Below are 22711 nucleotides of genomic sequence, written 5' to 3' on the forward strand. Positions count from 1 at the left end.
TGAAAAACAGCTTGGTACAAGGGAAAGAAATTTCCCTTGTGATATTTTCAAGTGCGGGAGAGTGTAAAAGGAGGATAAGATATGAATCTATTTCCAGATGCGAAAATTTTGGATGTAGACCTATCCAATAAGGAAATCACAACAAGAGTTTTGGCCGGGGAGATATATAGGCTTTATCCAGGTGGTTCAACATTGGGGCTCTATCTTGCGATACAGGAAATGGAACCAGGTATTGATCCCCTATCACCTGAAAACATGCTGATATTTTCCGTATCTGCCATGACAGGCTTACCCATTAGCGGCATCAGCAGATTGAATGTCACTGCCAAAAGTCCTTTGACGGGGACCATGGGAGACAGCCAAGCAGGGGGTTTTTTTCCAGCACATTTAAAGGCGAATGGATGGGATGCCATTGTATTCCGAGGAAAAGCAGAAAAACCCCTATATCTGTACATAGAAGGAGACAAGGCTGAACTTAAGGATGCAAAAAATCTTTGGGGGAAAGTGACCGGTGAAGCAGAAGAAATCATTCGAGGAGAAATTGGAGACAAAGAGGTTGAGATTGCTCAAATAGGCCCTGCTGGAGAAAATCTTGTGAAATATGCATGTATTATCAATATGTGCAATAGAGCCAATGGAAGAAATGGGATGGGCGCTGTCATGGGATCTAAAAATTTAAAGGCAGTGGTTGTAAAGAAAGGTAAGGCTGCTCAGGCCTTTGACCGTGAAAGGTTCCAAGGATTAGCGAAGAGTGTAGCGGAAAGATTGAGGGAAAACGAAACGGTGGCTGGATTAGGGAAATATGGAACGGATGGAGACTTGGAAGGTTTCCATCAAGAGGGATTTTTACCTACGAAAAACTGGACCACAGGCTATTTTCCTGAAGGGGCAAATAATATTACAGGGATGACCATGTATGAAAGCATCTTGAAAGAACGGGATACTTGCTATGCATGTGCTGTTAGATGTAAAAGAGTTGTGGAAATACCAGGGGTAGTAGATCCCCTTTACGGTGGGCCAGAGTATGAGACTTGTGCAACTTTGGGATCATACTGTGGAGTAACAAGCTTGGAGGCTGTAGCTTTCGCAAACCAGCTTTGTAATATGTATGGTCTCGATACCATATCCTGTGGCGCAACCATATCCTTTGCCATGGAATGCTATGAAAAGGGGCTCATTAACGATAAAGATACCGATGGTTTGATTTTAAACTTTGGCAATCATGAGGCAATGACTGCTTTGGTTGAAAAAATTGCGAAAAGGGAAGGGGTTGGAGATCTATTGGCGGAGGGCAGCTATAGGGCTGCACAAAGAATTGGAAAAGAAGCAATTCCATTGAGCATGTCCGTAAAAGGACAGGAGCTGCCAGCCCATATGCCTCAGTTTAAACCTGCTGTAGGTCTAATCTATGCCGTGAATCCTTTTGGAGCGGATCACCAATCCAGTGAGCATGATGTATTCTTGATGATGCCACCTGATAGCAGAGAAAGAAGACGATTGGCTCAAATTGGGGTTTGGAAGGGATATGATAACCCATCTGTAATAGATGACGAGAAAGTTAGATTTGCATTCGATAGTCAAAAGTTCTTTTCAATTTTGGATACCCTTTGTTTATGCCAGTTTGTATGGGGACCTGCATGGGAATTATACGGACCAGATGATATGGTGGACTTATGCAAATATGGACTGGGATGGGATACATCTATCTATGAACTCATGCTGGTAGGAGAAAGACGGATCAATATGATGAGATATTTTAATGCTAGAGAAGGATTCACAAAAGAAGATGACCGACTCCCTCAAAGGATATTTGAACCATTTAAGGATGGGCCATCGAAAGGCATATGTGTTGATAAGGAAGACTTTGAAAAAGCTAAAGAACTGTATTATGAATTGGCAGGATGGGACAAAGAAACTGGAAATCCTACGGAGTCTACGTTAAGAAAGCTATCATTAGGCTGGTTGCTGGAGAAAGATCAAGTTGAAAGTCTTGCTTACTAAATAGGGGGGAAGGTCTTGGAAGTAAATGTGAATAACAAGATGCTCTCTATTCCCGATGGCTATACAATCAGCATGCTTTTACAACATATTCAATTTTCTAAATCTGTAGCGATATTTATTAATGGCAGGCAGTTATTAATGAGAGAATATGACCATTACCCATTAAATGAGGGAGATAAAATTAAAATCATAAGACTTCTAGGTGGCGGCTAAATTGATTATCGAGCTAGAGGAGGACATTATAATGTTTAAGACCCCAAAAGATATCGACCATTTATTAGAAAAACATATGCATTACAGAGAAGGATGCTTGAATTTAATCGCTTCTGAAAACTATGCCAGTGAAAAGGTGCGTAGTTATTTAGGCTGTGATTTCGGCAACCGATATGGTTGTTATGCTACAGAAAATCCTGAAGAACGAGAATATACGGGGAATCAGTATATTCATGAATTTGAAATGGCTACCCATGAGCTCGTAAAAGAAATATTCAAAGCAAAGCATGTGGATTTGCGGCCCATCGGTGGGCATATGGCTGGAATGTCTGTTGTGCTTGCACTATTGGAACCTGGAGATCTTGTGATCGAAGTAAGTCTAAAAGATTGGGGACATGGCTTGGTTGGTCCCATGTGCCAGGTAAGGCAGTTTGATGAAACCATCAATGTAGCATATATGGAATTTGATGAAGACAGGGCTGTAGATGTTGAAAAATTAAAAAAGCAAGTCCTGGCAAAGAAACCGAAATTAATTATATTTGGAGGCTCTGGTACATTATTTCCTGAACCTATTCGCCAGATAAAGGAGATTGCTGATCGTGAAGGTATTCTATTGGCCTACGATGCGTCCCATGTCACAGGGTTAATTGCTTCAGGTGTGTTTCCAAATCCATTGGAGGAAGGGGTGGATATTATGTTCGGTAGTACCCATAAATCCTTTCCGGGACCCCAAGGTGGATTTGTTGTATCCAACAATGCAGCCCTAATAGAAAAAGTAGGGAACACCCTTTCACCTTCTTTGGTGACAAGTCACCATTTAAATCGTCTTCCTGCTTTGGCAACATCCATATTGGAAATGAAAGAATTTGGTGAAGCATATGGGGAACAGATTGTAAAAAATTCAAAGGCATTGGCGAAAGCCCTAGATGACCATGGCTTTAATGTCTTAGGGAAAAGAAGAGGTTATACAGAAAGCCATTTACTATTGGTTGATGTAGGGGCTCATATTGACATGGCGCCAGCAAAGCATTTGGAAAAAGCAAAAATATTATGTTCTGATGACTTCTCAGGAAACAGCCCTGAAATAAGAATCGGTACACCTGAGGTTACGCGAAGAGGGATGAAAGAAGAAGAAATGAGAGAAATTGCAAGCTTTATCAAAAGGATTCTGATCGACAAAGAGGAGCCTGAGAAGGTAGCAGAAGAAGTCGAATGCTTCAGCAAGCAATACAATGGATGTGAATTTTCATTTTGAGAAGGTAAATGAATAGAGTTATCTGCTGATAAAAAATTTTAAGCAAAATGCGAAGGGATATCGTGGCACCTTTATTGGTATGCTACGACATCCCTTTATTTTGTCAGATTTCATAGTCTTCATTACATTTTAACAGAAACTAAAGAATGGTCTATATAAAGCCACTGATCTATTAATATTTTCAATGAATGAAATGGTTGAGAATGATTGTCTCCGTCGTCAATGGCTGATAAACTGGAAGAGAATGTAATTCAGTATGCTAAGGGGGAATTGTAAATGAGACCAGCAATTATGGAACAGGTAGAAGCTTTAAGGGGAATTAACTCAGTTAAAATCAAGGAAGCCAGTGAGGCAGGAAAAAAAGTAGTGGGTATGTATTGTGTATTCTCACCTCAAGAAATTGCTTTGGCGGCTGATGCCATCTCAGTTACTCTTTGCGGGACGAAACAGGAACCCATTGAATTTGCGGAAAAAGAGTTGCCTAGGAATCTATGCCCATTGATCAAGTCAAGCTATGGCTTTGCCATCACCGACAAATGTCCATACTTCTATTTTTCCGATGTACTGCTGGCAGAAACAACCTGCGACGGGAAAAAGAAGATGTATGAGTTGATGGGAAAAATAAAGCCAATGCATGTCATGAATTTACCTCAAACTTCCCAGGGAGAAGAAGCTTTAGAATTCTGGAAAAAGGAAATGGTTCATTTCAAAAACTTCTTGGAAAAACAATTTGGAGTAGAAATCACGGATGAAAAATTAAGAGATGCCATTCAATTGGTGAATAGAGAGAGAAAAGCCATGAGAAGACTGCATCAACTGAATGCCCATAAGCCAGCCCCTATGACTGGTATGGATATGATGCTGGCCCAATGGCTGAAAGGCTTTAATGTGGATAGAGAAGCAGGTATTGAGCTTATTGAGAAGCTAATTGAAGAAGTAGAGGGACAAATGGAAAAAGGAATTTATGCCTTTGATGAAAAAGCACCACGGATCTTATTGACAGGATGTCCTATCGGCAGTGGCTCGGAAAAAGTGTTGAAAATCCTAGAAGAATCCGGTGCCAGTGTCGTAGCGTTAGAAAATTGTACAGGATACAAAGGTTTAGATGTACTGGTTGACGAAGAGAAGGAGCCGATTGTGGCTCTGGCCGAAAAATACTTATCTACACCATGCTCCTGTATGACACCAAACAGCGGCAGACTTGACTTGATTGAAAGATTAGCAAAGGAATACCAAGTAGATGGTGTCGTAGATTTAACATGGCAGGCTTGTCATACATATAATATCGAATCCTTTACCGTAAAGAATTTTGTGAAGGATGTATTGAATCTTTCATTCCTTCAAATAGAAACGGATTATTCGGACTCTGATGAAGGACAAATCAAGGTAAGGGTAGAAGCATTCTTAGAAACAATCGAACAAGGAAAAGGTGTACAGGATGCGGTGGCTGTAACCCAGGAATAAGTGAAACTTACAGAGGGAGAAAAGAGATGTTTAGTATTGGAATCGATGTGGGGTCTGTGGCAGCCAAGGCCGCGGTATTCGACGGACAAAATATTATTGCCAAGGAAATAATTCCTACAGGATGGAGTCCTAGGGAATCTGGAGCCACCCTTTTTGATCAGCTTTTAAAAATTGCTCAAATCGAGAAACATCAAATCAAAAAAATTGTCGGCACAGGATATGGGAGAATAGCCTTACCCTTTATCGATAAAAAGGTAACGGAGATAACTTGTCATGGCAGAGGGGCTCATTTTATTGATTCTGGCATTCGAACGGTGATTGATATCGGCGGGCAGGACAGCAAGGTGATTAAGCTAGATGCAAAGGGAAATGTAGTAGATTTTATTATGAATGATAAATGTGCAGCAGGGACCGGAAGATTTTTGCAGGTAATGGCCCACGCATTAGAGATGGATGTCAGTGAACTATCTTATATTGGCAAAGATGCTTCTCCACAAAATGTAAATAGCATGTGCACAGTGTTTGCAGAATCTGAGGTAATCAGCCTTATGGCCAATGGGGCATCAAAGGAGAGTATTGCCGCTGGTTTGTTAGAATCTGTATGTAAAAAGACCTATTCCCTTATTGGCAAGGTAGGCACAGCAGACAAGGTTTTCTTTTCGGGTGGAGTGTCGAAAAGTCCTTTATTGAAGGAACTTTTAAGTAAAAGGATAGGAACAGAAATCATTTCATCGGATGTATCACAATTTTTGGGTGCAATTGGTGCGGCTGTAATCGGCTACGAAGAATAATCTATGGATATAATGTAAAAAGGAGAGACGAACTTTTATGTTCGTCTCTCTTTTCCTGTTTTTTTTCAGAATTTTCATATGCTTTTTTGGTATAGATCCTATGACGAATAGGCATTGGCTATTTGCTAAAAAAAGAAATATACTAGAAATCAAAGTGGGGTTGTAAGTATTTGCCATTGGTGAGAGCCTAATAAAGCTTGTTTTCATATAGAAAGGAGGGACTGACGTGGAAATCAAAAAAATTTCCAGTGCAGGCACAATGGAATCAAGCGATATCTTTGTGTTGATTGAAAAGGGAGATCATGGGATTGAGATAGATCTTAAAAGTTCAGTAATCCACCAGTATGGAGACCAGATTCTCAGTGTGATAAAACAAACATTAGAATCTATTGGGTTAATAAATGTGAAAGTTGCAGCCAATGATAGAGGCGCCCTTGATTGTACCATTCGAGCAAGGGTATTGGCGGCGGCATATCGCGCAGCAGAGTCTGTAGAATATGATTGGAGTGAGTGATCGTGGCAGTGAAGAAGGATAGGCTTAGAAGAACAATGATGTTTATTCCAGGTAATAATCCCAGCATGATGTGTGATCCTCATATCTATGGTCCAGATTCCATCATGTTTGATTTGGAAGATTCGGTTAAGCTTGCTGAGAAGGATGCAGCACGATTTCTCGTTTATCATGCCTTAAGGACCATTGACTTTGGAGAGGTGGAAAAGGTTGTCAGAGTCAATCCGTTGGATACGCCATTTGGTAGAGCGGATATTGAAGCGATGGTCAAAGCTGGAGCTGACATTATTAGACTACCTAAAGCGGAAACGGCACAGGATGTTATGGCTGTTGATAGGGTGATTACTGAATTTGAAGAGAAATATGGGATAGAAAAAGGCAGTGTTGGAATAATGGCAGCCATCGAAAGTGGTCTGGGAATTATCAACGCATATGCAATCGCTACAGCAAGCCCTCGATTGGTGGGAATGGCTATTGGCGCTGAGGATTTTGTAACGGATCTAAAGACAAGTAGATCACCGGAAGGCACAGAACTTTTTACAGCACGTAGCATGCTGTTGTTTGCAGCTAGGGCAGCAGGCATCGCCGCTCTAGATACGGTTTATTCTGATGTTAACAATGAAGAAGGCTTTCGCAAGGAGGTCGAATTGATAAAGCAGTTGGGCTTTGATGGAAAATCCGTTATTAATCCAAGGCAAATAGCACCGGTTATTGAGATTTTTACCCCAACTTCTGCAGAAATTGATTTTGCGGAAAGGGTCCTTGAAGCAATCAAGGAGGCAGAAGAAAAAGGTCTTGGCGTCATCAGTCTTAATGGCAAAATGGTGGATAAACCAGTGGTAGATAGAGCCCTTCGTACGCTTAAACTCGCTGGGGTCGCAGGCGGCTACAGAAGGTCTTAGGAGGGACATGGAGATGATGAACATATTAGATGTTGATATACCAAAATACATAGAAGGTGTAGGGACATTGAAAGCCTTCGACGGAAAGCGTCATAGTGGAACGCCCTATGAAAAAGAAGGGTTAAAGGACTATGGGATAAAAAAGAGCAAGGTGATGAAGGATCTTGAAGAGGCTATCCGTCAATCGGGATTGACAGATGGGATGACCATTTCATTTCACCATCACTTCAGGAATGGGGATTATATCGTCAATATGGTACTCGAAGTAATCGCAAAAATGGGACTGAAGAATCTGACAGTGGCGGCCAGCTCCCTTACAGATATACATGTGCCTATGATTGAGCATATTGAAAACGATACCATTTATAGAATTGAGACAAGTGGTATTCGCGGTGAGCTGGCTAACGCTATTTCAAACGGATTAATGGAGGTACCTGTATTGTTCCGATCCCATGGCGGACGCGCTTATTCCATTGCCTCGGGAGAACTTACCATTGATGTGGCCTTTCTAGGGGTGGCATCCAGTGATATTTTCGGAAATGCCAATGGCTTTAGCAGAGAAGGCAATAATGATGCCGCCTGTGGTGCCCTTGGATACGCCATGGTGGATGCCCAGTATGCAAAAAAAGTTATTCTGCTGACGAACAACATCGTACCATTTCCAAATACGCCTTGTGCCATACCGCAAACCAACGTTGACTATATTGTAGAAGTCGAGGCCATTGGTGATCCAAAAGGAATTGCATCGGGCGCCACACGATATAGTACCAATCCTCGAGAACTGCTGATTGCCCAGAATGCTGCAGATGTCATCGAAGCGTCGGGTTATTTTGAAGATGGATTTTCATTTCAAACGGGAACCGGTGGGGCATCTCTGGCAGTGACTCGGTTTCTTAGGGATAAAATGCTGAAAAAGAATATTAAAGCGAGTTTTGCTTTAGGCGGCATTACGGGACAGATTGTCAAGCTTCATGAAGAAGGGTTGATTCATAAACTTCTTGATGTACAAAGTTTTGATCTTGGCGCGATTGAGAGTATCCAGAGGAATGCGTTCCATCAGCAGATCGATGCCCATTATTATGCAGGACCTGGCGTTGAAGGGGCCGCGGTGGATCAACTGGATATTGTTGTACTCAGCGCACTAGAAGTAGATGTTAACTATAACGTGAACGTTCTAACAGGGTCTGATGGGGTGATTCGAGGCGCAATCGGAGGTCATCCAGATACAGCAGCAGGGGCCCGTTTAAGTATTATCGTGGCACCACTGATCAGAGGAAGAATTCCAACGATCTTGGATCGTGTGAATACGATTGTCACCCCGGGAAGTACTGTAGATGTGATTGTAACGGACCATGGGGTTGCAGTCAATCCCTTACGGACTGACTTGATCGAGAATCTAAAAAGCGCAGGCATTCAGGTTTTTACCATTGAAGCATTGAAGGAAAAAGCTGAGAAGATTGTAGGTAAACCCAAGCCTATTCGATACGACGATAAAATTGTCGGTGTTGTCAGTTACCGCGATGGTAGTGTTATCGATTTGATTCGGAAAGTATCAAGATAAACGGGCGATAAAGGAGGTAGGAAAAATGATTAAGCTTTATGATACAGGCGTGTATTTGGTTAACGGTAGAGAAATCATTGAGGACAGCGGCGATGCCCACGTTGCACTACTGAGCAAGGTAGGCAGGGAAATGACGAAAGAGCAGGCACGCCAAGGTACAATGGCCTATTCTATCTTAGAACAACACAATATCTCCGGCAGCATGGATAAATTGAGAATTAAGTTTGACGCGTTAGCATCCCATGACATCACCTATGTTGGCATTATTCAGACTGCGAGAGCAAGTGGACTTGAGAAGTTTCCAGTTCCTTATGTTCTCACAAATTGTCATAACAGCTTATGTGCTGTAGGGGGAACCATCAATGAAGATGACCATATGTTTGCCCTTTCTGCTGCGAAGAAATATGGTGGTATTTATGTGCCTGCCCATCTAGCTGTTATTCATCAGTATATGAGGGAAATGATGAGCAGATGTGGCAGTATGATCTTAGGTTCCGATAGTCATACACGCTACGGCGCTCTGGGTACCATAGCCATTGGCGAGGGCGGTGGTGAACTGGCAAAGCAAATCCTGAACAGGACTTATGACCTCAAGCGTCCAGAGGTGGTTGCAGTATATCTGACCGGTACACCGAAAAAGGGTGTCGGGCCCCAGGATATTGCCCTTAGTATTATCGGTACAGTCTTTAAAAACGGTTATGTGAATAACAAAATCATGGAATTTGTAGGAGATGGTATTGAGGGTTTATCTGTAGAATATCGAAACGGAATCGATGTAATGACCACCGAAACCACCTGTCTTTCTTCAATTTGGTGTACCGATGAAAAGGTCAAGGATTATTTTTCAGCCCATGGAAGGCCAGAGGCCTATGAAAAGCTTGATCCGGCTGAGGTTGCCTACTATGATGGTCTGATTTATGTCGATCTCTCTAAAATAAAGCCGATGATTGCGTTGCCCTTTCATCCTAGCAATACGTATACGATTGAAGAACTCAACGCCAATCCTATGGACATTCTTAAACACGTGGAGCAGGAGGCAATTCAGCTGCTTGATAATCCCCATATTAAGCTCGATCTGACGAGTAAAGTCAGAAATGGCAGCATTTATGTGGAGCAAGGTATTGTAGCTGGTTGTGCTGGTGGAACCTATGACAACATCGTCGATGTGGCGGATATTATGTCAGGATATTCAACAGGTAATGACACCTTCTCTATGAGTGTGTATCCGTCAAGCCAGCCTACATATATCAATCTAGTAAGAAATGGCGCCATTGAAAAATTGATGAATGCAGGCGTTATCATACGATCCGCATTTTGTGGCCCTTGTTTTGGTGCTGGGGATGTTCCAGCCAATAAAGGACTATCTATTCGTCATACGACCCGTAACTTTCCAAATCGTGAGGGTTCAGTGCCATCAAATGGTCAAATCGCATCTGTGGCACTGATGGATGCCAGATCCATAGCGGCAACGGCTATCAATGGGGGAAGGCTTACTTCAGCCACAGAGATTGATGTGGAATATACGAAACCGGCGTATCAGTTTAGCAGCGAAGTATATAGGAAGCGGGTTTACAATGGTTTTGGCAAGGCAGATCGCAGCATAGAGCTAAGCTTAGGTCCCAATATTGCTGATTGGCCGACATTCCCTGCTTTAACAGAGCATCTTCTTTTAAAGGTAGTTTCTTTTCTAACAGATCCGGTTACAACGACAGATGAACTTATTCCTTCGGGAGAGACCTCATCCTATCGCTCTAATCCTCTTAGACTGGCAGAATTTACTCTTTCAAGAAAAGATCCTTCCTATGTAGGTAAGGCAAAAGTGGTATATCACTATGAAAAAATGAGACGGGAGGCAAACAATCCTGCTGATGCATGTGAAGACTTAAGAGAGATTTATCGGAGCATTGCCCAAATAGAGGGTAAGTCATCGATTACTCCCCAGGAGATTGGGATCGGTAGCACCATTTATGCAAATAAACCAGGGGATGGTTCAGCACGAGAGCAAGCAGCATCTTCACAAAAGGTACTGGGCGGTTGGGCCAACATTGCAAGGGAATATGCGACGAAGCGCTACAGATCTAATCTTATCAACTGGGGTATGCTGCCCTTTATCCTTGAGAGTGCCCTAAACTTTAAGAATGGAGATTATATCTATATTCCCAATATTCGAGAAGCTATTGAATCAGAGAAAGCAACGATCAAGGCATATGTGATTGGGGATACAATTCAAGCAATGGAATTAATCCTTGGAGACTTGACGGCGGATGAAAGACAAATCCTTTTAAAGGGATGTCTGATTAACTATTATCGTGAGGATCACGCATAATGCTAATTGTAAGTATTGAGGGTGTATTTATTGAATGCTGTTTTGCAATGGCTTCACTGACAATGAAAGCCAGGACCAAATCACATTCTGAATAAATAAAAAAAGGGAGGAAAGAAAAATGAAAAAAAGATTTGTACTGTTCATGAGTTTGTTCTTAGTGCTCTCACTTGCGTTAATGGGATGTGCGCCAAAAGCACCAGCAGCTAGCAAGACTGAGGGTTCCGCAGAAGATGAATTTAAATTTGAAAGAAAAATTGAGCTTGTTTGTCCATGGGGCGCAGGTGGCGGTGCGGATTCTACCCTTAGAGCCTTTGCCTCCGCACTTGAAAAGGAAATTGGCGTTCCAGTTGTTGTCAATAACGTAGAAGGTGGCGGTGGCGTTAAGGGTGTCGAATATTCAGCAAAGCAGCCAGCCGATGGATATACGTATATGCTTGGAACCCAGTCGTTACTTTTGGTTAACATGCAAAAGCTTTCATCCGTTGATATTTATAAAGAGTTTATACCTGTAACAAAATTAGTGCATGATACAAATGTTATTGTTGCTTCTTCTAAAGCGCCTTATACAAACTTTGATGAGCTAGTTGAATACATCAAAGCAAATCCTGGAAAAGTTAAGTGTGGTGTTATGACGATTACGGGAGTAGATGCCTTTACAGTAAGAGAAACCTTTGAGAAAGCAGGGGTAGATGTCCCACTTGTAGCTTTCAACAATGGTGCGGAACTCAATGCCGCAATTATTGGTGGACACGTAGACCTTGCAACGGTTGGACCTGCTGAGGTGAAAGGGTTGGTAGATTCAGGAGATATGAGACCAATTATTGTTGCTTCTGAAAAAAGACTTCCTATGATTCCAGATGTTGAAGCTACAGGAGAAAAAGGTATTGAATCCTATCTTGGGCCGATGAGAGGTATTTTTGCAAAACAAGGAACGCCAGAGGCAGCAATCAAAGCATTTGAAGCAGCTGCTGCAAAAGCACATGCAAGCGCTGAGTTCCAAGAATGGATGAAAACTGTTGCCCTTGATCAAAGAGCAGGTTATGCAAATGCCGCTGACTTCCAAGCAATCTGGACAGAGCAAAACGAAACACTCACAGAACTATTTAACAAATACAACAAGTAGTACAGTATAAAAAAAGTGTGCATAGATTCAGGGCAGTATGGGCTGCCCTGAAACCTTAGATTATAAGGAAAGAGGGTTGATTATCCTTGATACTGGAACTATTATTTAATGCTGCCTTATTGATCCTGTTTGGTTACTGCTATTATTATATTGGAGCAACTATGCCGGTTTCTGCTCCTACTGAGTTAGGTGCAGAGCAGTGGCCGCAGCTTATTCTGGGTGCACTTATTGTTTTAATTATAGTGAATATGTATAAAATCTATCGATCAACTCCCGCTGAGAAGCGTGGCGCAGATCAGCTTAAGAACATAAAGCTTCAGTCTGTTTTAAAAAACAAGCTATTCATAGGAATGGCAATCATTCTCGCTTATGCTTTTTCTCTTGAAGCAGCAGGTTTTATCCTTAGTACCTATATTTTCTTCATGCTTTATGCCCGATTAATTGGCGAAAAACGAATGAAAGTGCTTGCAAGCAGCGCATTTGTGACAACTTTTGGAATATACTTTTTGTTCGCTAGGGGACTTAGCATTATGCTCCCTAGAGGTTATGGTATTCTTAGAGACTTTGCGCTAATGCTAGAATCATTCTAACAGATAAGGAGTGTGAATTATGGCCGACATGTTAATTTCAGGTTTTCAGATTGTGTTTACGCCTTCGACCTTTTTTCTTATCTGTGCCGGTACTGTCTTAGGTGTTATATTTGGTGCAATGCCAGGCGTAAGTGCGTCTATGGCAGTAGCCTTGGCGATGCCCTTCGCCTATGCTATGAGTCCCATTATTGCCATTGCTTTCCTCGTGGCTGTTTACTGTGCATCCATCACGGGAGGTGGTATCACAGCTATTCTTTTTAAGATTCCAGGAACACCCTCCAGTGCACCAACCACCTTTGACGGCTATCCCATGGCGTTGCAAGGCAAGGCAGGTAAAGCCCTTGGAACATCCCTTGTTTGTTCTGCAATAGGTGGTGTTGTGGCGTCTATTGCCATGTTTTTATTAGCGCCACAGCTGGCAAATGTAGCACTGAAATTTGGACCTGCAGAGCTTTTTGCCGTATCTTTTTTAGGACTTAGCGTATTGACAGCTCTAGATAGTGATAATATCATTAAAACCCTTATTTCTGGACTGATAGGACTTTTCCTTGCGACGATCGGCATGGATCCATTATTAGCAATCCCTCGATTCACATGGGGTAATTCTACTTTACTAAGCGGTATAGAAATGATCCCGGTGATGATTGGCATGTTTGCGATCACAGAGGTATTAAAGCAGACAGATAAACCTTCGAAGCTTGTTGATACAGGTTCAGGTTCTAAGGTTAAAACAGATCTTTTGACTTTTAAAGAAGCATGGACAATTAAGTGGACGATTATTCGTTCTTCTATCATTGGTACCCTTGTTGGTATTTTGCCAGGGGCTGGTGCTACTATCGCCTCTTTCTTAAGCTATACAACAGAAGTAAAAGTATCCAAAACGCCTGAGAAGTTTGGGCATGGAGCTATTGAAGGGATTGCAGCCTCAGAGACAGCAAATAATGCAGCGACAGGTGGATCCATGGTTCCACTGTTAGCCCTTGGTATTCCAGGAGGAAATGCAGCAGCTATCATGATGTCAGCCCTTGTGTTAAAAGGAGTTCAGGTTGGACCGCTGCTTGTTAAAACACAGCCAGATTTTCTATCCAGCGTATTCTCTTCTATGATTGTCACAAATATCATCATGGTTATCATCGCCATGGGTATTGCAAAAATATTTAGTAAAATCCTCAAGGTGCCCTATAGTATCTTAGGACCTGCTATTGTGTTGTTTGCAACTATCGGCAGCTTTGCCCTTCAAAACAGCACTGGAGATGTTATGCTTATGGCAATCGCGGGCATACTAGGATTTGCATTCTCTAAATTTAAATTTTCCTCTGCTGCCTTAGTTCTTGGACTTGTTCTAGGGGGCATGACGGAATCTAATTTAAGAAGAGCGATCTCCCTTGAAAATGGAGATATAATGACAGTTATTTCAAAACCTATCACGGCAACTTTATTGTTGGCCTGTGCTGTCATGCTGATCTATCCGACCATCAGCGGCATGATTAAAGCGAAACAGAAAGCAACTGCATAGGCAGTATGATCCCTTTCAGTATGCAGATCGTTTATAGAGGCCGCTGGCGGAAGATACGCCGCGGTTTTTCTATAAACATACCAAAAAAGATGTAACCCTTTCAGTTACATCTTATCAATCAATCATTTGAGAAATTGTATAATTGAGGAATGATTTCAAGGGAAATTTTATAGAACTCTTTTGAAGCTCTAGATAAGGGAATATCCTTTGAATACGCGATGATTAACTCCCATGAAGGCGCATACTTCTCTTCAATAAAATAGTAATTTGGGGAATATGTAGAGCCAAAAAGTTCGCAATAGCTGTGGGGAACGAGGGTAAAGCCCAGATTATCTCTAACGAGGCGAGATGCGGTTTGGATACTTTTGGTTAGATACTGGGTTTTTACATTGATATTTGCATTCTCTAGGATTTTGGTAGTAACCTGTCTCGTCCGTTGACTTGTATGGGTCAAGATATAGGGACGGTTAGCCGTAAGCTGTATATCGATATAGGGTCCCTGCTTGTCATTTTTATAATAAGCATGTTCATTAATAGGGTCATTAGGAGGAACAGCCAGGAGAAATTTCTCTTCATGAACAACGTTAAATTTTATTCCCGGGTTATTAATCGGAGAGTGTAGAATACCGACATCAATTCTTCCCTTAAGAATTTCGTCTTCTATTTCAGTGGACACGCTTTCCACAATGGATAGTTCGATTTTAGGAAATCGATTGGTGAAAGTAGCTAATAGTTTGGGAAGAACAAAGGAGCCCAGGTGAGTGGTCGTTCCCACTACAAGTTTTCCTATATTCATATCATTAATATTTGAAAATTCGATTTCAAGCTCTTTATAGAGCTGAATGATCTTATTTGCATTTTTAATATAGTATTCACCTGCAAATGTTGGTTTCAAACCTTCGGAAGTACGCTTAAATAGTTCTATACCGAGATCGCTTTCTAATTTAAGAATACACCTGCTTAATGAAGATTGGGCAATGAATAAACGCTCTGCCGCTTTCGAAATGTTACCGTATGCAGCCACTGTGGTAATATAAACCAGCTCTTTAGGTATCAAATGAGTTCGACCTCCCTTAGTGTCTTAATGCGCTTGCTTCGCTGAAATTAAGGGTCTTTAACGTGTTAATTCATTATATAATGTGTCATCTCTACTTGTCAATTCAAGCAAAGATGCTGCCATGCAAGGATCAATTCGCAAGAGGGTGGTATTTAATGTATAGTTTTCTGATGACAATCATGATTGGTGCTTTTTTTGGCTATCTCTTTACAAGGTTAAAAATTCCAGGAGGAATGATGGTAGGTAGTATTGTGGCAGTCTCTACATTCAATATTACAACGGGAATAGCTTATATGCCAACGATGGGCAGAATAGCAGCACAAGTAATTGCTGGAGCTTTTATTGGTATTGGGGTAGAAAAGAGTGATTTGATGCGGCTTAAATTTATCTTTAAGCCAGCTATTGTTCTGATTTCAGGCATGATGATACTCAACATTGTTTCAGGACTTCTGATATATCAATTCAGTCCCCTAGATTCGGTAACCGCATTGATGTGTGCAGTTCCTGGTGGGATGAGCGACATTCCGATCATTAGTGGAGATATGGGGGCAGATGCATCTAAGGTAGCGGTGATGCAGTTTCTTAGATTGGTGACAGGAATAGGTGTTTTCCCAGCAGCAATTGCTAGGATTGCTAGGGACCAGGGTGATGGCAAAGCAGACAAAGAGGAAGCCTATGAAAGAGTTGCATCCAGCACAAAGGATATGCAATCATTTGGTATGACCATTATTGTGGCATCCGCTTTTGGATTCCTTGGAAAAAGTATAGGGATTACGGCAGGCACATTGATCTTATCAATGATTAGCGTTATTACGCTAAAACTTTTGACGGGTAAAGCATGGATGCCAAGATGGGTGAGACGTTTTGCCCAGGTCCTCGCTGGCGCCTATATCGGCTGCAACGTACAATATGCTGATATTTTGGAAATGAAATTTCTTGTTATACCTGCAATCATACTTATTTCAGGATATTCATTGGCGTGCATTATCATTGGATTATTTTTGCACAAGAAGTTTAATATGCCAATGAAGGAAGCCATGTTAATAGCCACACCCGCTGGTGCATCAGATATGGCTTTGATTGCTTCTGACATCGGTGTGGAAAGTGCAGATGTTATTGTTTTACAAGTCATTCGAATGATCGTGGTCGTATCTATTTTTCCTCAGATTGTTCATATGATCGTGAAAATTGTTGGGTAAAGTAACAGTAAAATAATAATTAAGGCAGGTGAGAAAAAGTGATAACAGAGCGTAGGCTACGCTGTATTGAGGAGGCAACAGCGTTGTTCCTGGAGTGCGGCTTAACGATACCACACAACGTAACCTATAGTATGGGTTTGTTTTATGGTAACCAGATTATCGCCACAGGTTCCTTGTCAGGTGATATGATACAGGGCCTGGCAGTTTCACCGAGGTATCAAGGGGAGGATTTATCTGCAAAAGTGCTTACACATTTGATGAACTACGCAGTGATTCATGGAATAACAGCTTTGTATCTCTTCACCAAGCCAACCAATACAGACAAGTTTGTTTCGATGGGATTCAATATTGTTGCGATAGCCAAACCTTACACTGCCCTTCTCGAATGGGGAGCACCTGGCATTAAAGATTACATACAAAAACTTGCGAGTATCACAGATGATGATCCAGGGGAATCCTCGGCAATCGTGATGAACTGCAATCCCTTCACGCTAGGCCACTTATCACTCATTGAAACGGCGGCAGCCAGAGATAGAAAGGTGTATGTACTTGTCGTTGAAGAGGACTTGTCCGCTTTTCCATTTCAAGCTAGATTTGAAATGATTAAGAAAGGCACTGCCCATTTGTCAAATGTTGTGGTTATACCTGGCAACCGCTACATCGTTTCATCGATGACATTTCCATCCTATTTTACCAGGGATAGGGACCTTGCGGCAGCCCATTGCGCTATAGATGTGGAGATATTTCTAGAACATATTGCACCAGCCCTTGGGGTGACGAAACGTTATGTAGGAACAGAGCCATTTTCACCTGTTACAGCAATATATAATCAAACGATGAAAGAACGTCTTACTCCAGGAGGTATTCAGGTCATTGAGGTCGAACGTATTACCTATGGTGATCAGGTGATTAGTGCCTCTTATGTTAGGAGACTTCTGGCTGCAAATAAACTGGATGAGATAAGAAAATTGGTGCCAGATGTTACTTTTGAATATTTACTTTCAGATGCAGCTGTGCCAGTCATCCGCAGTATTATAGGTGGTGTGGGCTATTGCGAAGATGCGTAAATTTTCATGTCTGATGAATAATAATTTCTTCAAGATGGATAAAAGTTTTATGAAAGAGGATGTGGGTATGGGAAAAAATGATTTTTGCCTAAAAATTGCTGAGACAGCTATAAAATCCATGCTCTATGAAGTGTCAGCTACACCGAAACCAGGGCTTGTAGACAGGGCGAATTCCGGCGCTCATCGAGATATGGATTTTTTGACATTTATGTCTAGCAGTGCTGTCTTATTCGATACATTTTATCATTGTACTTTAGAAGGAATAAACTTTACTTCGGAAAATTATCGAGTTTTGCTGGAACGCATTCGACCCTTCGGAATAGAAGGAGAGAAAAAAATGTTCGCAGCGACCAATGGGGTGAATACCCATAAAGGATTAGTGTTTTCTCTGGGGATTATTGCAGCGGCTATGGGCTCTTTATACACAGAAGAAAAAGAATACAAATCCGATGCCCCTGAGATTTGTAAACGCGTCCAGCAGATAGCTGTCGGCTTATGTAAGGAATTGGATGCAGCATCGAAGAAAAGTGAACAAACTTATGGAGAGAGACTATTTGAAAAATATAACATAAAAGGCATTCGTGGCGAGGTAGCGTCAGGATTTCAAACAGTTATGAAGTATGGATTGCCTGTGATGAGGAAATACGCAACCCAAAATGAAGATCTTAACAATGCTTTCGTACATGTTTTGATCCATCTCATGAGTAAGACTGAGGATAGCAATGTGCTGGGAAGGCATGATCACGGAACCCTTGAATATGTGAAGCAAAATGCAGAGATAGCCTTACAATTAGGTGGTGCATTTACAAAGGAAGGCATGGATTATATTACATCGTTAGATAGAGAATTTATAAGTAGAAATATAAGCCCTGGGGGCTCAGCAGATCTGCTGGCGGTGACCATTATGTTATTTCTATCAGAACAACAGTTTTCATCAAATGAGGTTAAATATTGGGAAAAGGACTTAAAAAGGATGAATATAAATGATAACAAATAATGATGCGTTATTAAAAATACTTGAAAGCAGAGAGCAAAGAGCGATTTATCAAAGCAGATTAATCAAGAGATATCATTCTAGTCTTGTTTCCTTTACGCTGAATATACCTGGTTCACAAAAAGACAGCGAACTGTTTCGTGAAATCCATCATGCAGGTATGATCGAACTTCTAAATACCATAAAGGACCGAGCGGCTATATTGTATCATGAAGTCAAATTCACAGAAACAGGTCCGGAGGGCTACATATGCGTCAATGCGGATGCTATTGGGCTAAAGCATCTCACCGTCAACTTAGAAGCTACCCATGCATTGGGAAGGCTTTTTGATTTTGATGTCTTTAACGATCAATGTAAGCAGATTAGTCGAATAGACGTTGGCTATAGTGAAAGAACATGCCTGCTTTGCAGCAAAAATGTCCATATCTGCCGTAGGGAACAGAATCACTCTATAGTTGAACTTCTAGAGAAAATAAATTCTATGGCAACCATATATTTTGGCTAATATGATATTTTTTAAACGGGTTTAGTATTTCATAGCATCTATCCATAGGGTAGATGCTATTGATATTTTATAGGAGTTTATCTATTGGAAGCTTTAGAATATATGTTTAAGGCATACTATGGGAGTTCATCAATGCTTAATGATGACACATTGGGTAAACTATGAGCATCGATTATTTTGTAGAAGGGAATATTTTCATGTAACGTTTACTATTATTTCATCGTTATTATTATTGAAAACATTCTGGCCAGGAAAGAAGGTGTTAACCGATATGTTTGAGAAAGAAAAACTGGAGAAAGCACAGGAGGGTGATTTAAAGTCTATTGAAGAAATATGTTCCACTACCTGGGGAGCCCTATACCGCTTTGTCTATTTCAAAGTGCAAAACCGTGAAGAAGCAGAGGATATTACACAGGAGACTTATGTGAAAGCCCTCTCCCATCTGCAAAAAAATAATATTCGGCTGGATAAATATATTGGCTTTTTAAGAACGGTTTCGTTGAATGTTTTAAGGGATAAGTGGCGGAAAAAGAAACGTGAAGGGATAGATGTCAATTTTGAAAATGTAAATCCAGAGGCAACCGCATTAAAAGATCCTACAGAGAATTTTGCACAACGTATGCTGATAGAAAACGCATTAAACAGGTTAAATGAAGAACAGCGTGTTGTTGTTGAGCTGAGGATTATCAAAGGCTATTCCGTAGATGAGGCTGCAAGAATAATGAACAAAAAAGAAGGAACCATTCGTGTATTACAATATAGGGCCTTACAAGCTCTTGCCAAAATACTAAATGATAATGACCAGTGAAAGGAGGCCAAATAGATGGAAGATAAAGAGAAGATTTTATCTGATTATATTGATCAGTTGAATGCAGAGAGGAAGCCGAAAGAACATGAGAATATAGTGGGCTCACCAGAATTAGAGGAACTTTTTGACACGGTGAGATTGATACGCAGTTTAAAGGAACCTGCCTTTCCCAATAGCGATTATGCCAATAAACTTCCTAGTGCAGTGAAGCGTCGATTATCTCATAAGACTTTAATAGTAAAACCGAGGCGGCCATGGTTTATGGGTGCAGCAGCTGTTGCTGCAGTGTTTATCATAGTTGTGATGCTGAATGCCATGCTTCCCTTTGGAAGGACGAATATTGTCTATGCCATGGAACAGGCCTTTCAGGAAATACAAGCATATCATGGATTCATGGAAATTGTAGAGATCAATGGGGAGGGGAGTGAATTTACCCAAGTCAAAGTGGAAGTATGGGCAGACAAAGAAGGCAGCTATTATGTGAAAGCGTTGGAAGGTGCTCAAAAAGGTTTAATCACAGTAAATAACAGTCAGAAAAAATGGCAGCTCCGACCCGAGGAAAAGGAAGTATATGTTTTCTCTGCTTTTCCTGATCCATACCGATTCACTTTTGAGTTGGGAAAAGAAGTAGAGGACGTAAAGAATGCCTTGGAAGCGAAAGTTGTTGGAGAAGAAATCATTGCAGGAAGAAAAGCTTCTATCCTAGAGGTAGTACCTAAGGGAGGTGCAGCTTATCGGATATGGGTAGATAAAGAAACCAACCTGCCGTTACAAAAGGAAAGCGCAATGCAAAATGGACTGCAGTATAGAGTTACTTATACGAAGATGGATCTTCGAGAGGATATACCTGCAGAACTGATTGCGTATAATCTTCCCAGTGGTTTTAAAGAAATCAACACAAAGCCAGAACAGATTGTAACCAATCTGGTAGAAGCTCAGGAAATTGTGGAATTTGTACCTCGAGTACCAGAAAATATACCACCAGAATATCACGAAGATAGCATCACCGTAGAGACAAATACGAAAACAGTGAAATTAAATTATGTGACAAAGGATCAATCAAAAAGGGTTGTACTTCTGCAAAATAAATCTATCAATGGGTTTAAACCTGCCTCAACTGCTATGATAGGAAAGATTGGGAATAGTACTGCTGAAATACAATCACCGATACAAGAAGGGATTGGGATACTTGGTGGTGGTGGACCTTATGCTGGTGTAACGGATATAAGTGCTATCCGCTGGCAACAGGACGGTTTTGAATATGCAGTGGCAGGAAATGTATCATTAGAAGAAATGGTTGTATTTATCAAGGGCTTAACAGATGGTACAGTTGAGATACCTTCAGATGGGGAGAAGGCATCTATGAAGCCACAAATAGAAGTTCCCATGGATTTCGAAATTGAAGAGAATGAACAAAAAAGTGTTGATGGCGGTCACTCGCCTTGGAAACTTGATCCTGCTTTTGTCGCTCAAGTCTTTGTGAGCTTGAAAATTTCACCTGAAGGCATTCAAGGCGAATATCCAATCAAAGAAGAGGCATTAAAAGTTATTCAAAACACAGGCAAAGAGACAATTGTAGAGATCAGTGGAGATAACACACCTATAAGGAGGGTATATCTGAAACGTTTGATAAGACAAGACGCAACAGGAATATGGACTGTGGTGGGGTATGATCCTGTGGATGAAAGATAGGACCTTTCTAAAAAATGAGGCAGGATATGAAACTTTTTTAAATTAAGTTCGTCTAATGGTATGTAATGAAATAAAAGACATACAAAATAGGGGCGTTGCCCTATCTGTGAAAAATTTAGGAGGAAATTGTTATGATGACCATGTTTCATAGAAAATCATTCCTACGATCTGCGACTATTCTAGCAATCGTTGGAGTTACTTTACTGTCAGGGTGTACCACAAAGGATAGCAATATCGATGGCACGGGAGAGAATAAACCGACTGTGCAAGAAGATAGTCAGGAAATAATCATGGCTGATTTTAATGCCCTTTTAGAAAGCGATCCCAAGGCTGATGCTGTGATTGCATTTATGGATAAGAATATTTCCAATGTTTCAAAAGAGAATGCATCTGTAATGGTTACTAAGCTTGAGGAAGTTCAAAAATCTGGCTTGTCAGCATTGGAAGAGAAGTATTTCAATGGGGAGACAATCCAAAGTAAGATGGGCGAGATCTATAGGTCCGAATTCGATTTAGATAAGATTGAGGAGACACAGGATGAAGAACTTAAGAAACTTTTAGTGGAAACAAGTGATTCAGGCTATAAGGTTGAAACGGCAGAAGGTAGCTTTTTCCCTGTTATTAACTACGAATTCTATAAAAAATACAGTTCCTATGTATCTGAAGATATGAAGGATTATATCGATATTATGTCCGTGGAATCCAATCATGTTCCTGTAAAAGATGCAGCCCTTATAATTGGATGGGATGAAATGATAACGAGAGCTTTAGCTCAGGAGAAGTTTGCTGAGAACCATAAAAACTCGGTAAAAGCCAGTGAGATAGGAGAGCTTCAAAAAAGATACCTTACCTTTATGCTTTACGGCGCAAACAACACACCGCTTTTCAGTTATGATTCAAAAGTGATGGTTCCAGATGCAAAAGCTGCCTATTTAAATGCTTTGAAAAGCGGGGGAGACAGTGCATTGATGCAGAAGTTAGGAGAATATATGGATATATTGAGTAAAACCAATTATAAATTATCAGATGAAGCAGAAAAATTTAGGAAAGATGCGGTTGAAAGTAAGACCCTTTAAACAGGATGATTTGTTCCACGATGATTTATAATTATATTGTATATATTGGTGTGCTAGGAT

At 41.0% G+C, this 22711-nt stretch carries 20 protein-coding genes; 19 read left to right on the plus strand and 1 reads right to left on the minus strand.

Translation table 11 applies throughout. The features are described from left to right. Positions 1-81: 81 nt before the first annotated feature. The 12 genes from HNQ80_RS01085 to HNQ80_RS01140 all read left to right on the plus strand — a co-directional run bounded on the left by HNQ80_RS01085 (position 82) and on the right by HNQ80_RS01140 (position 14253). On the plus strand, positions 82-2001 hold the full coding sequence (locus tag HNQ80_RS01085; protein ID WP_184307275.1) for an aldehyde ferredoxin oxidoreductase family protein: 1920 nt from the start codon (positions 82-84) through the stop codon (positions 1999-2001). Positions 2002-2016: 15 nt separating this feature from the next. Continuing rightward, positions 2017-2214 (plus strand): sulfur carrier protein ThiS, encoded by a 198-nt coding sequence (thiS, locus tag HNQ80_RS01090; RefSeq protein ID WP_184307277.1) that lies wholly within the window; start codon positions 2017-2019, stop codon positions 2212-2214. Positions 2215-2245: 31 nt separating this feature from the next. Next, positions 2246-3469 carry a serine hydroxymethyltransferase gene (locus HNQ80_RS01095; protein WP_184307279.1) on the plus strand — a complete coding sequence of 408 codons (1224 nt, stop codon included), beginning with the start codon at positions 2246-2248 and terminating at the stop codon, positions 3467-3469. Between the two features lie 276 nt (positions 3470-3745). After that, positions 3746-4933 (plus strand): double-cubane-cluster-containing anaerobic reductase, encoded by a 1188-nt coding sequence (locus HNQ80_RS01100; protein WP_184307281.1) that lies wholly within the window; start codon positions 3746-3748, stop codon positions 4931-4933. Positions 4934-4959: 26 nt separating this feature from the next. Beyond that, a complete protein-coding gene (locus tag HNQ80_RS01105; RefSeq protein ID WP_184307283.1) occupies positions 4960-5724 on the plus strand; it encodes an acyl-CoA dehydratase activase in 765 nt (254 codons plus the stop codon). A 226-nt stretch (positions 5725-5950) separates the two neighbouring features. Then, positions 5951-6238 (plus strand): citrate lyase acyl carrier protein, encoded by a 288-nt coding sequence (gene citD / locus HNQ80_RS01110; RefSeq protein WP_184307285.1) that lies wholly within the window; start codon positions 5951-5953, stop codon positions 6236-6238. 2 nt (positions 6239-6240) lie between these two features. Continuing rightward, the gene (gene citE / locus HNQ80_RS01115) at positions 6241-7137 is read left to right on the plus strand and encodes a citrate (pro-3S)-lyase subunit beta (RefSeq protein WP_330602708.1); all 897 of its coding nucleotides are present in this window, start codon (positions 6241-6243) and stop codon (positions 7135-7137) included. Positions 7138-7150: 13 nt separating this feature from the next. Continuing rightward, positions 7151-8698: a citrate lyase subunit alpha gene (citF, locus tag HNQ80_RS01120; protein WP_184307287.1), complete on the plus strand. Its 1548-nt coding sequence runs from the start codon at positions 7151-7153 to the stop codon at positions 8696-8698. Between the two features lie 25 nt (positions 8699-8723). After that, positions 8724-11024 (plus strand): hydratase, encoded by a 2301-nt coding sequence (locus HNQ80_RS01125; RefSeq protein WP_184307289.1) that lies wholly within the window; start codon positions 8724-8726, stop codon positions 11022-11024. Positions 11025-11142: 118 nt separating this feature from the next. Then, positions 11143-12147: a Bug family tripartite tricarboxylate transporter substrate binding protein gene (locus HNQ80_RS01130; protein ID WP_184307291.1), complete on the plus strand. Its 1005-nt coding sequence runs from the start codon at positions 11143-11145 to the stop codon at positions 12145-12147. Positions 12148-12233: 86 nt separating this feature from the next. Next, positions 12234-12737 carry a tripartite tricarboxylate transporter TctB family protein gene (locus tag HNQ80_RS01135; protein ID WP_184307293.1) on the plus strand — a complete coding sequence of 168 codons (504 nt, stop codon included), beginning with the start codon at positions 12234-12236 and terminating at the stop codon, positions 12735-12737. 19 nt (positions 12738-12756) lie between these two features. Next, positions 12757-14253 carry a tripartite tricarboxylate transporter permease gene (locus tag HNQ80_RS01140; protein ID WP_184307295.1) on the plus strand — a complete coding sequence of 499 codons (1497 nt, stop codon included), beginning with the start codon at positions 12757-12759 and terminating at the stop codon, positions 14251-14253. Positions 14254-14371: 118 nt separating this feature from the next. Here HNQ80_RS01140 and HNQ80_RS01145 read toward each other — a convergent pair whose 3' ends face one another. After that, positions 14372-15310, minus strand: coding sequence for a LysR family transcriptional regulator (locus HNQ80_RS01145; RefSeq protein WP_184307297.1), 939 nt, complete (start codon positions 15308-15310; stop codon positions 14372-14374). 155 nt (positions 15311-15465) lie between these two features. On the opposite strand from HNQ80_RS01145, the gene HNQ80_RS01150 reads away from it, so the two are divergent. From HNQ80_RS01150 to HNQ80_RS01180, 7 genes are all read left to right on the plus strand, one after another. Beyond that, positions 15466-16509 (plus strand): AbrB family transcriptional regulator, encoded by a 1044-nt coding sequence (locus HNQ80_RS01150; RefSeq protein WP_207726806.1) that lies wholly within the window; start codon positions 15466-15468, stop codon positions 16507-16509. 38 nt (positions 16510-16547) lie between these two features. Beyond that, the gene (gene citC / locus HNQ80_RS01155) at positions 16548-17576 is read left to right on the plus strand and encodes a [citrate (pro-3S)-lyase] ligase (protein WP_184307299.1); all 1029 of its coding nucleotides are present in this window, start codon (positions 16548-16550) and stop codon (positions 17574-17576) included. Positions 17577-17589: 13 nt separating this feature from the next. Further along, positions 17590-18573 carry a triphosphoribosyl-dephospho-CoA synthase CitG gene (gene citG / locus HNQ80_RS01160; RefSeq protein ID WP_243182870.1) on the plus strand — a complete coding sequence of 328 codons (984 nt, stop codon included), beginning with the start codon at positions 17590-17592 and terminating at the stop codon, positions 18571-18573. Continuing rightward, positions 18560-19075, plus strand: coding sequence for a citrate lyase holo-[acyl-carrier protein] synthase (citX, locus tag HNQ80_RS01165; RefSeq protein WP_184307303.1), 516 nt, complete (start codon positions 18560-18562; stop codon positions 19073-19075). Before citG ends, citX begins: the two co-directional genes overlap by 14 nt. A 271-nt stretch (positions 19076-19346) precedes the next feature. Next, positions 19347-19883, plus strand: a complete 537-nt coding sequence (locus tag HNQ80_RS01170; RefSeq protein WP_184307305.1) for an RNA polymerase sigma factor — start codon at positions 19347-19349, stop codon at positions 19881-19883. A 15-nt stretch (positions 19884-19898) separates the two neighbouring features. Continuing rightward, positions 19899-21575: a LolA family protein gene (locus tag HNQ80_RS01175; RefSeq protein WP_184307307.1), complete on the plus strand. Its 1677-nt coding sequence runs from the start codon at positions 19899-19901 to the stop codon at positions 21573-21575. Between the two features lie 131 nt (positions 21576-21706). Continuing rightward, positions 21707-22651 carry a hypothetical protein gene (locus HNQ80_RS01180; protein WP_184307309.1) on the plus strand — a complete coding sequence of 315 codons (945 nt, stop codon included), beginning with the start codon at positions 21707-21709 and terminating at the stop codon, positions 22649-22651. Positions 22652-22711: the final 60 nt, after the last annotated feature.

The organism is Anaerosolibacter carboniphilus, from assembly GCF_014205875.1.
GTDB classification, from domain to species: domain Bacteria; phylum Bacillota; class Clostridia; order Peptostreptococcales; family Thermotaleaceae; genus Anaerosolibacter; species Anaerosolibacter carboniphilus.

Bases quoted from the DNA above. Each gene is read 5' to 3' on its own strand.
- HNQ80_RS01085 (WP_184307275.1), top strand. From the start codon at position 82: ATGAATCTATTTCCAGATGCGAAAATTTTGGATGTAGACCTATCCAAT.
- HNQ80_RS01095 (WP_184307279.1), top strand. From the start codon at position 2,246: ATGTTTAAGACCCCAAAAGATATCGACCATTTATTAGAAAAACATATG.
- HNQ80_RS01100 (WP_184307281.1), top strand. From the start codon at position 3,746: ATGAGACCAGCAATTATGGAACAGGTAGAAGCTTTAAGGGGAATTAAC.
- HNQ80_RS01105 (WP_184307283.1), top strand. From the start codon at position 4,960: ATGTTTAGTATTGGAATCGATGTGGGGTCTGTGGCAGCCAAGGCCGCG.
- citF (WP_184307287.1), top strand. From the start codon at position 7,151: ATGATGAACATATTAGATGTTGATATACCAAAATACATAGAAGGTGTA.
- HNQ80_RS01125 (WP_184307289.1), top strand. From the start codon at position 8,724: ATGATTAAGCTTTATGATACAGGCGTGTATTTGGTTAACGGTAGAGAA.
- HNQ80_RS01130 (WP_184307291.1), top strand. From the start codon at position 11,143: ATGAAAAAAAGATTTGTACTGTTCATGAGTTTGTTCTTAGTGCTCTCA.
- HNQ80_RS01140 (WP_184307295.1), top strand. From the start codon at position 12,757: ATGGCCGACATGTTAATTTCAGGTTTTCAGATTGTGTTTACGCCTTCG.
- HNQ80_RS01150 (WP_207726806.1), top strand. From the start codon at position 15,466: ATGTATAGTTTTCTGATGACAATCATGATTGGTGCTTTTTTTGGCTAT.
- citG (WP_243182870.1), top strand. From the start codon at position 17,590: ATGAATAATAATTTCTTCAAGATGGATAAAAGTTTTATGAAAGAGGAT.
- citX (WP_184307303.1), top strand. From the start codon at position 18,560: ATGATAACAAATAATGATGCGTTATTAAAAATACTTGAAAGCAGAGAG.
- HNQ80_RS01170 (WP_184307305.1), top strand. From the start codon at position 19,347: ATGTTTGAGAAAGAAAAACTGGAGAAAGCACAGGAGGGTGATTTAAAG.
- HNQ80_RS01175 (WP_184307307.1), top strand. From the start codon at position 19,899: ATGGAAGATAAAGAGAAGATTTTATCTGATTATATTGATCAGTTGAAT.
- HNQ80_RS01180 (WP_184307309.1), top strand. From the start codon at position 21,707: ATGATGACCATGTTTCATAGAAAATCATTCCTACGATCTGCGACTATT.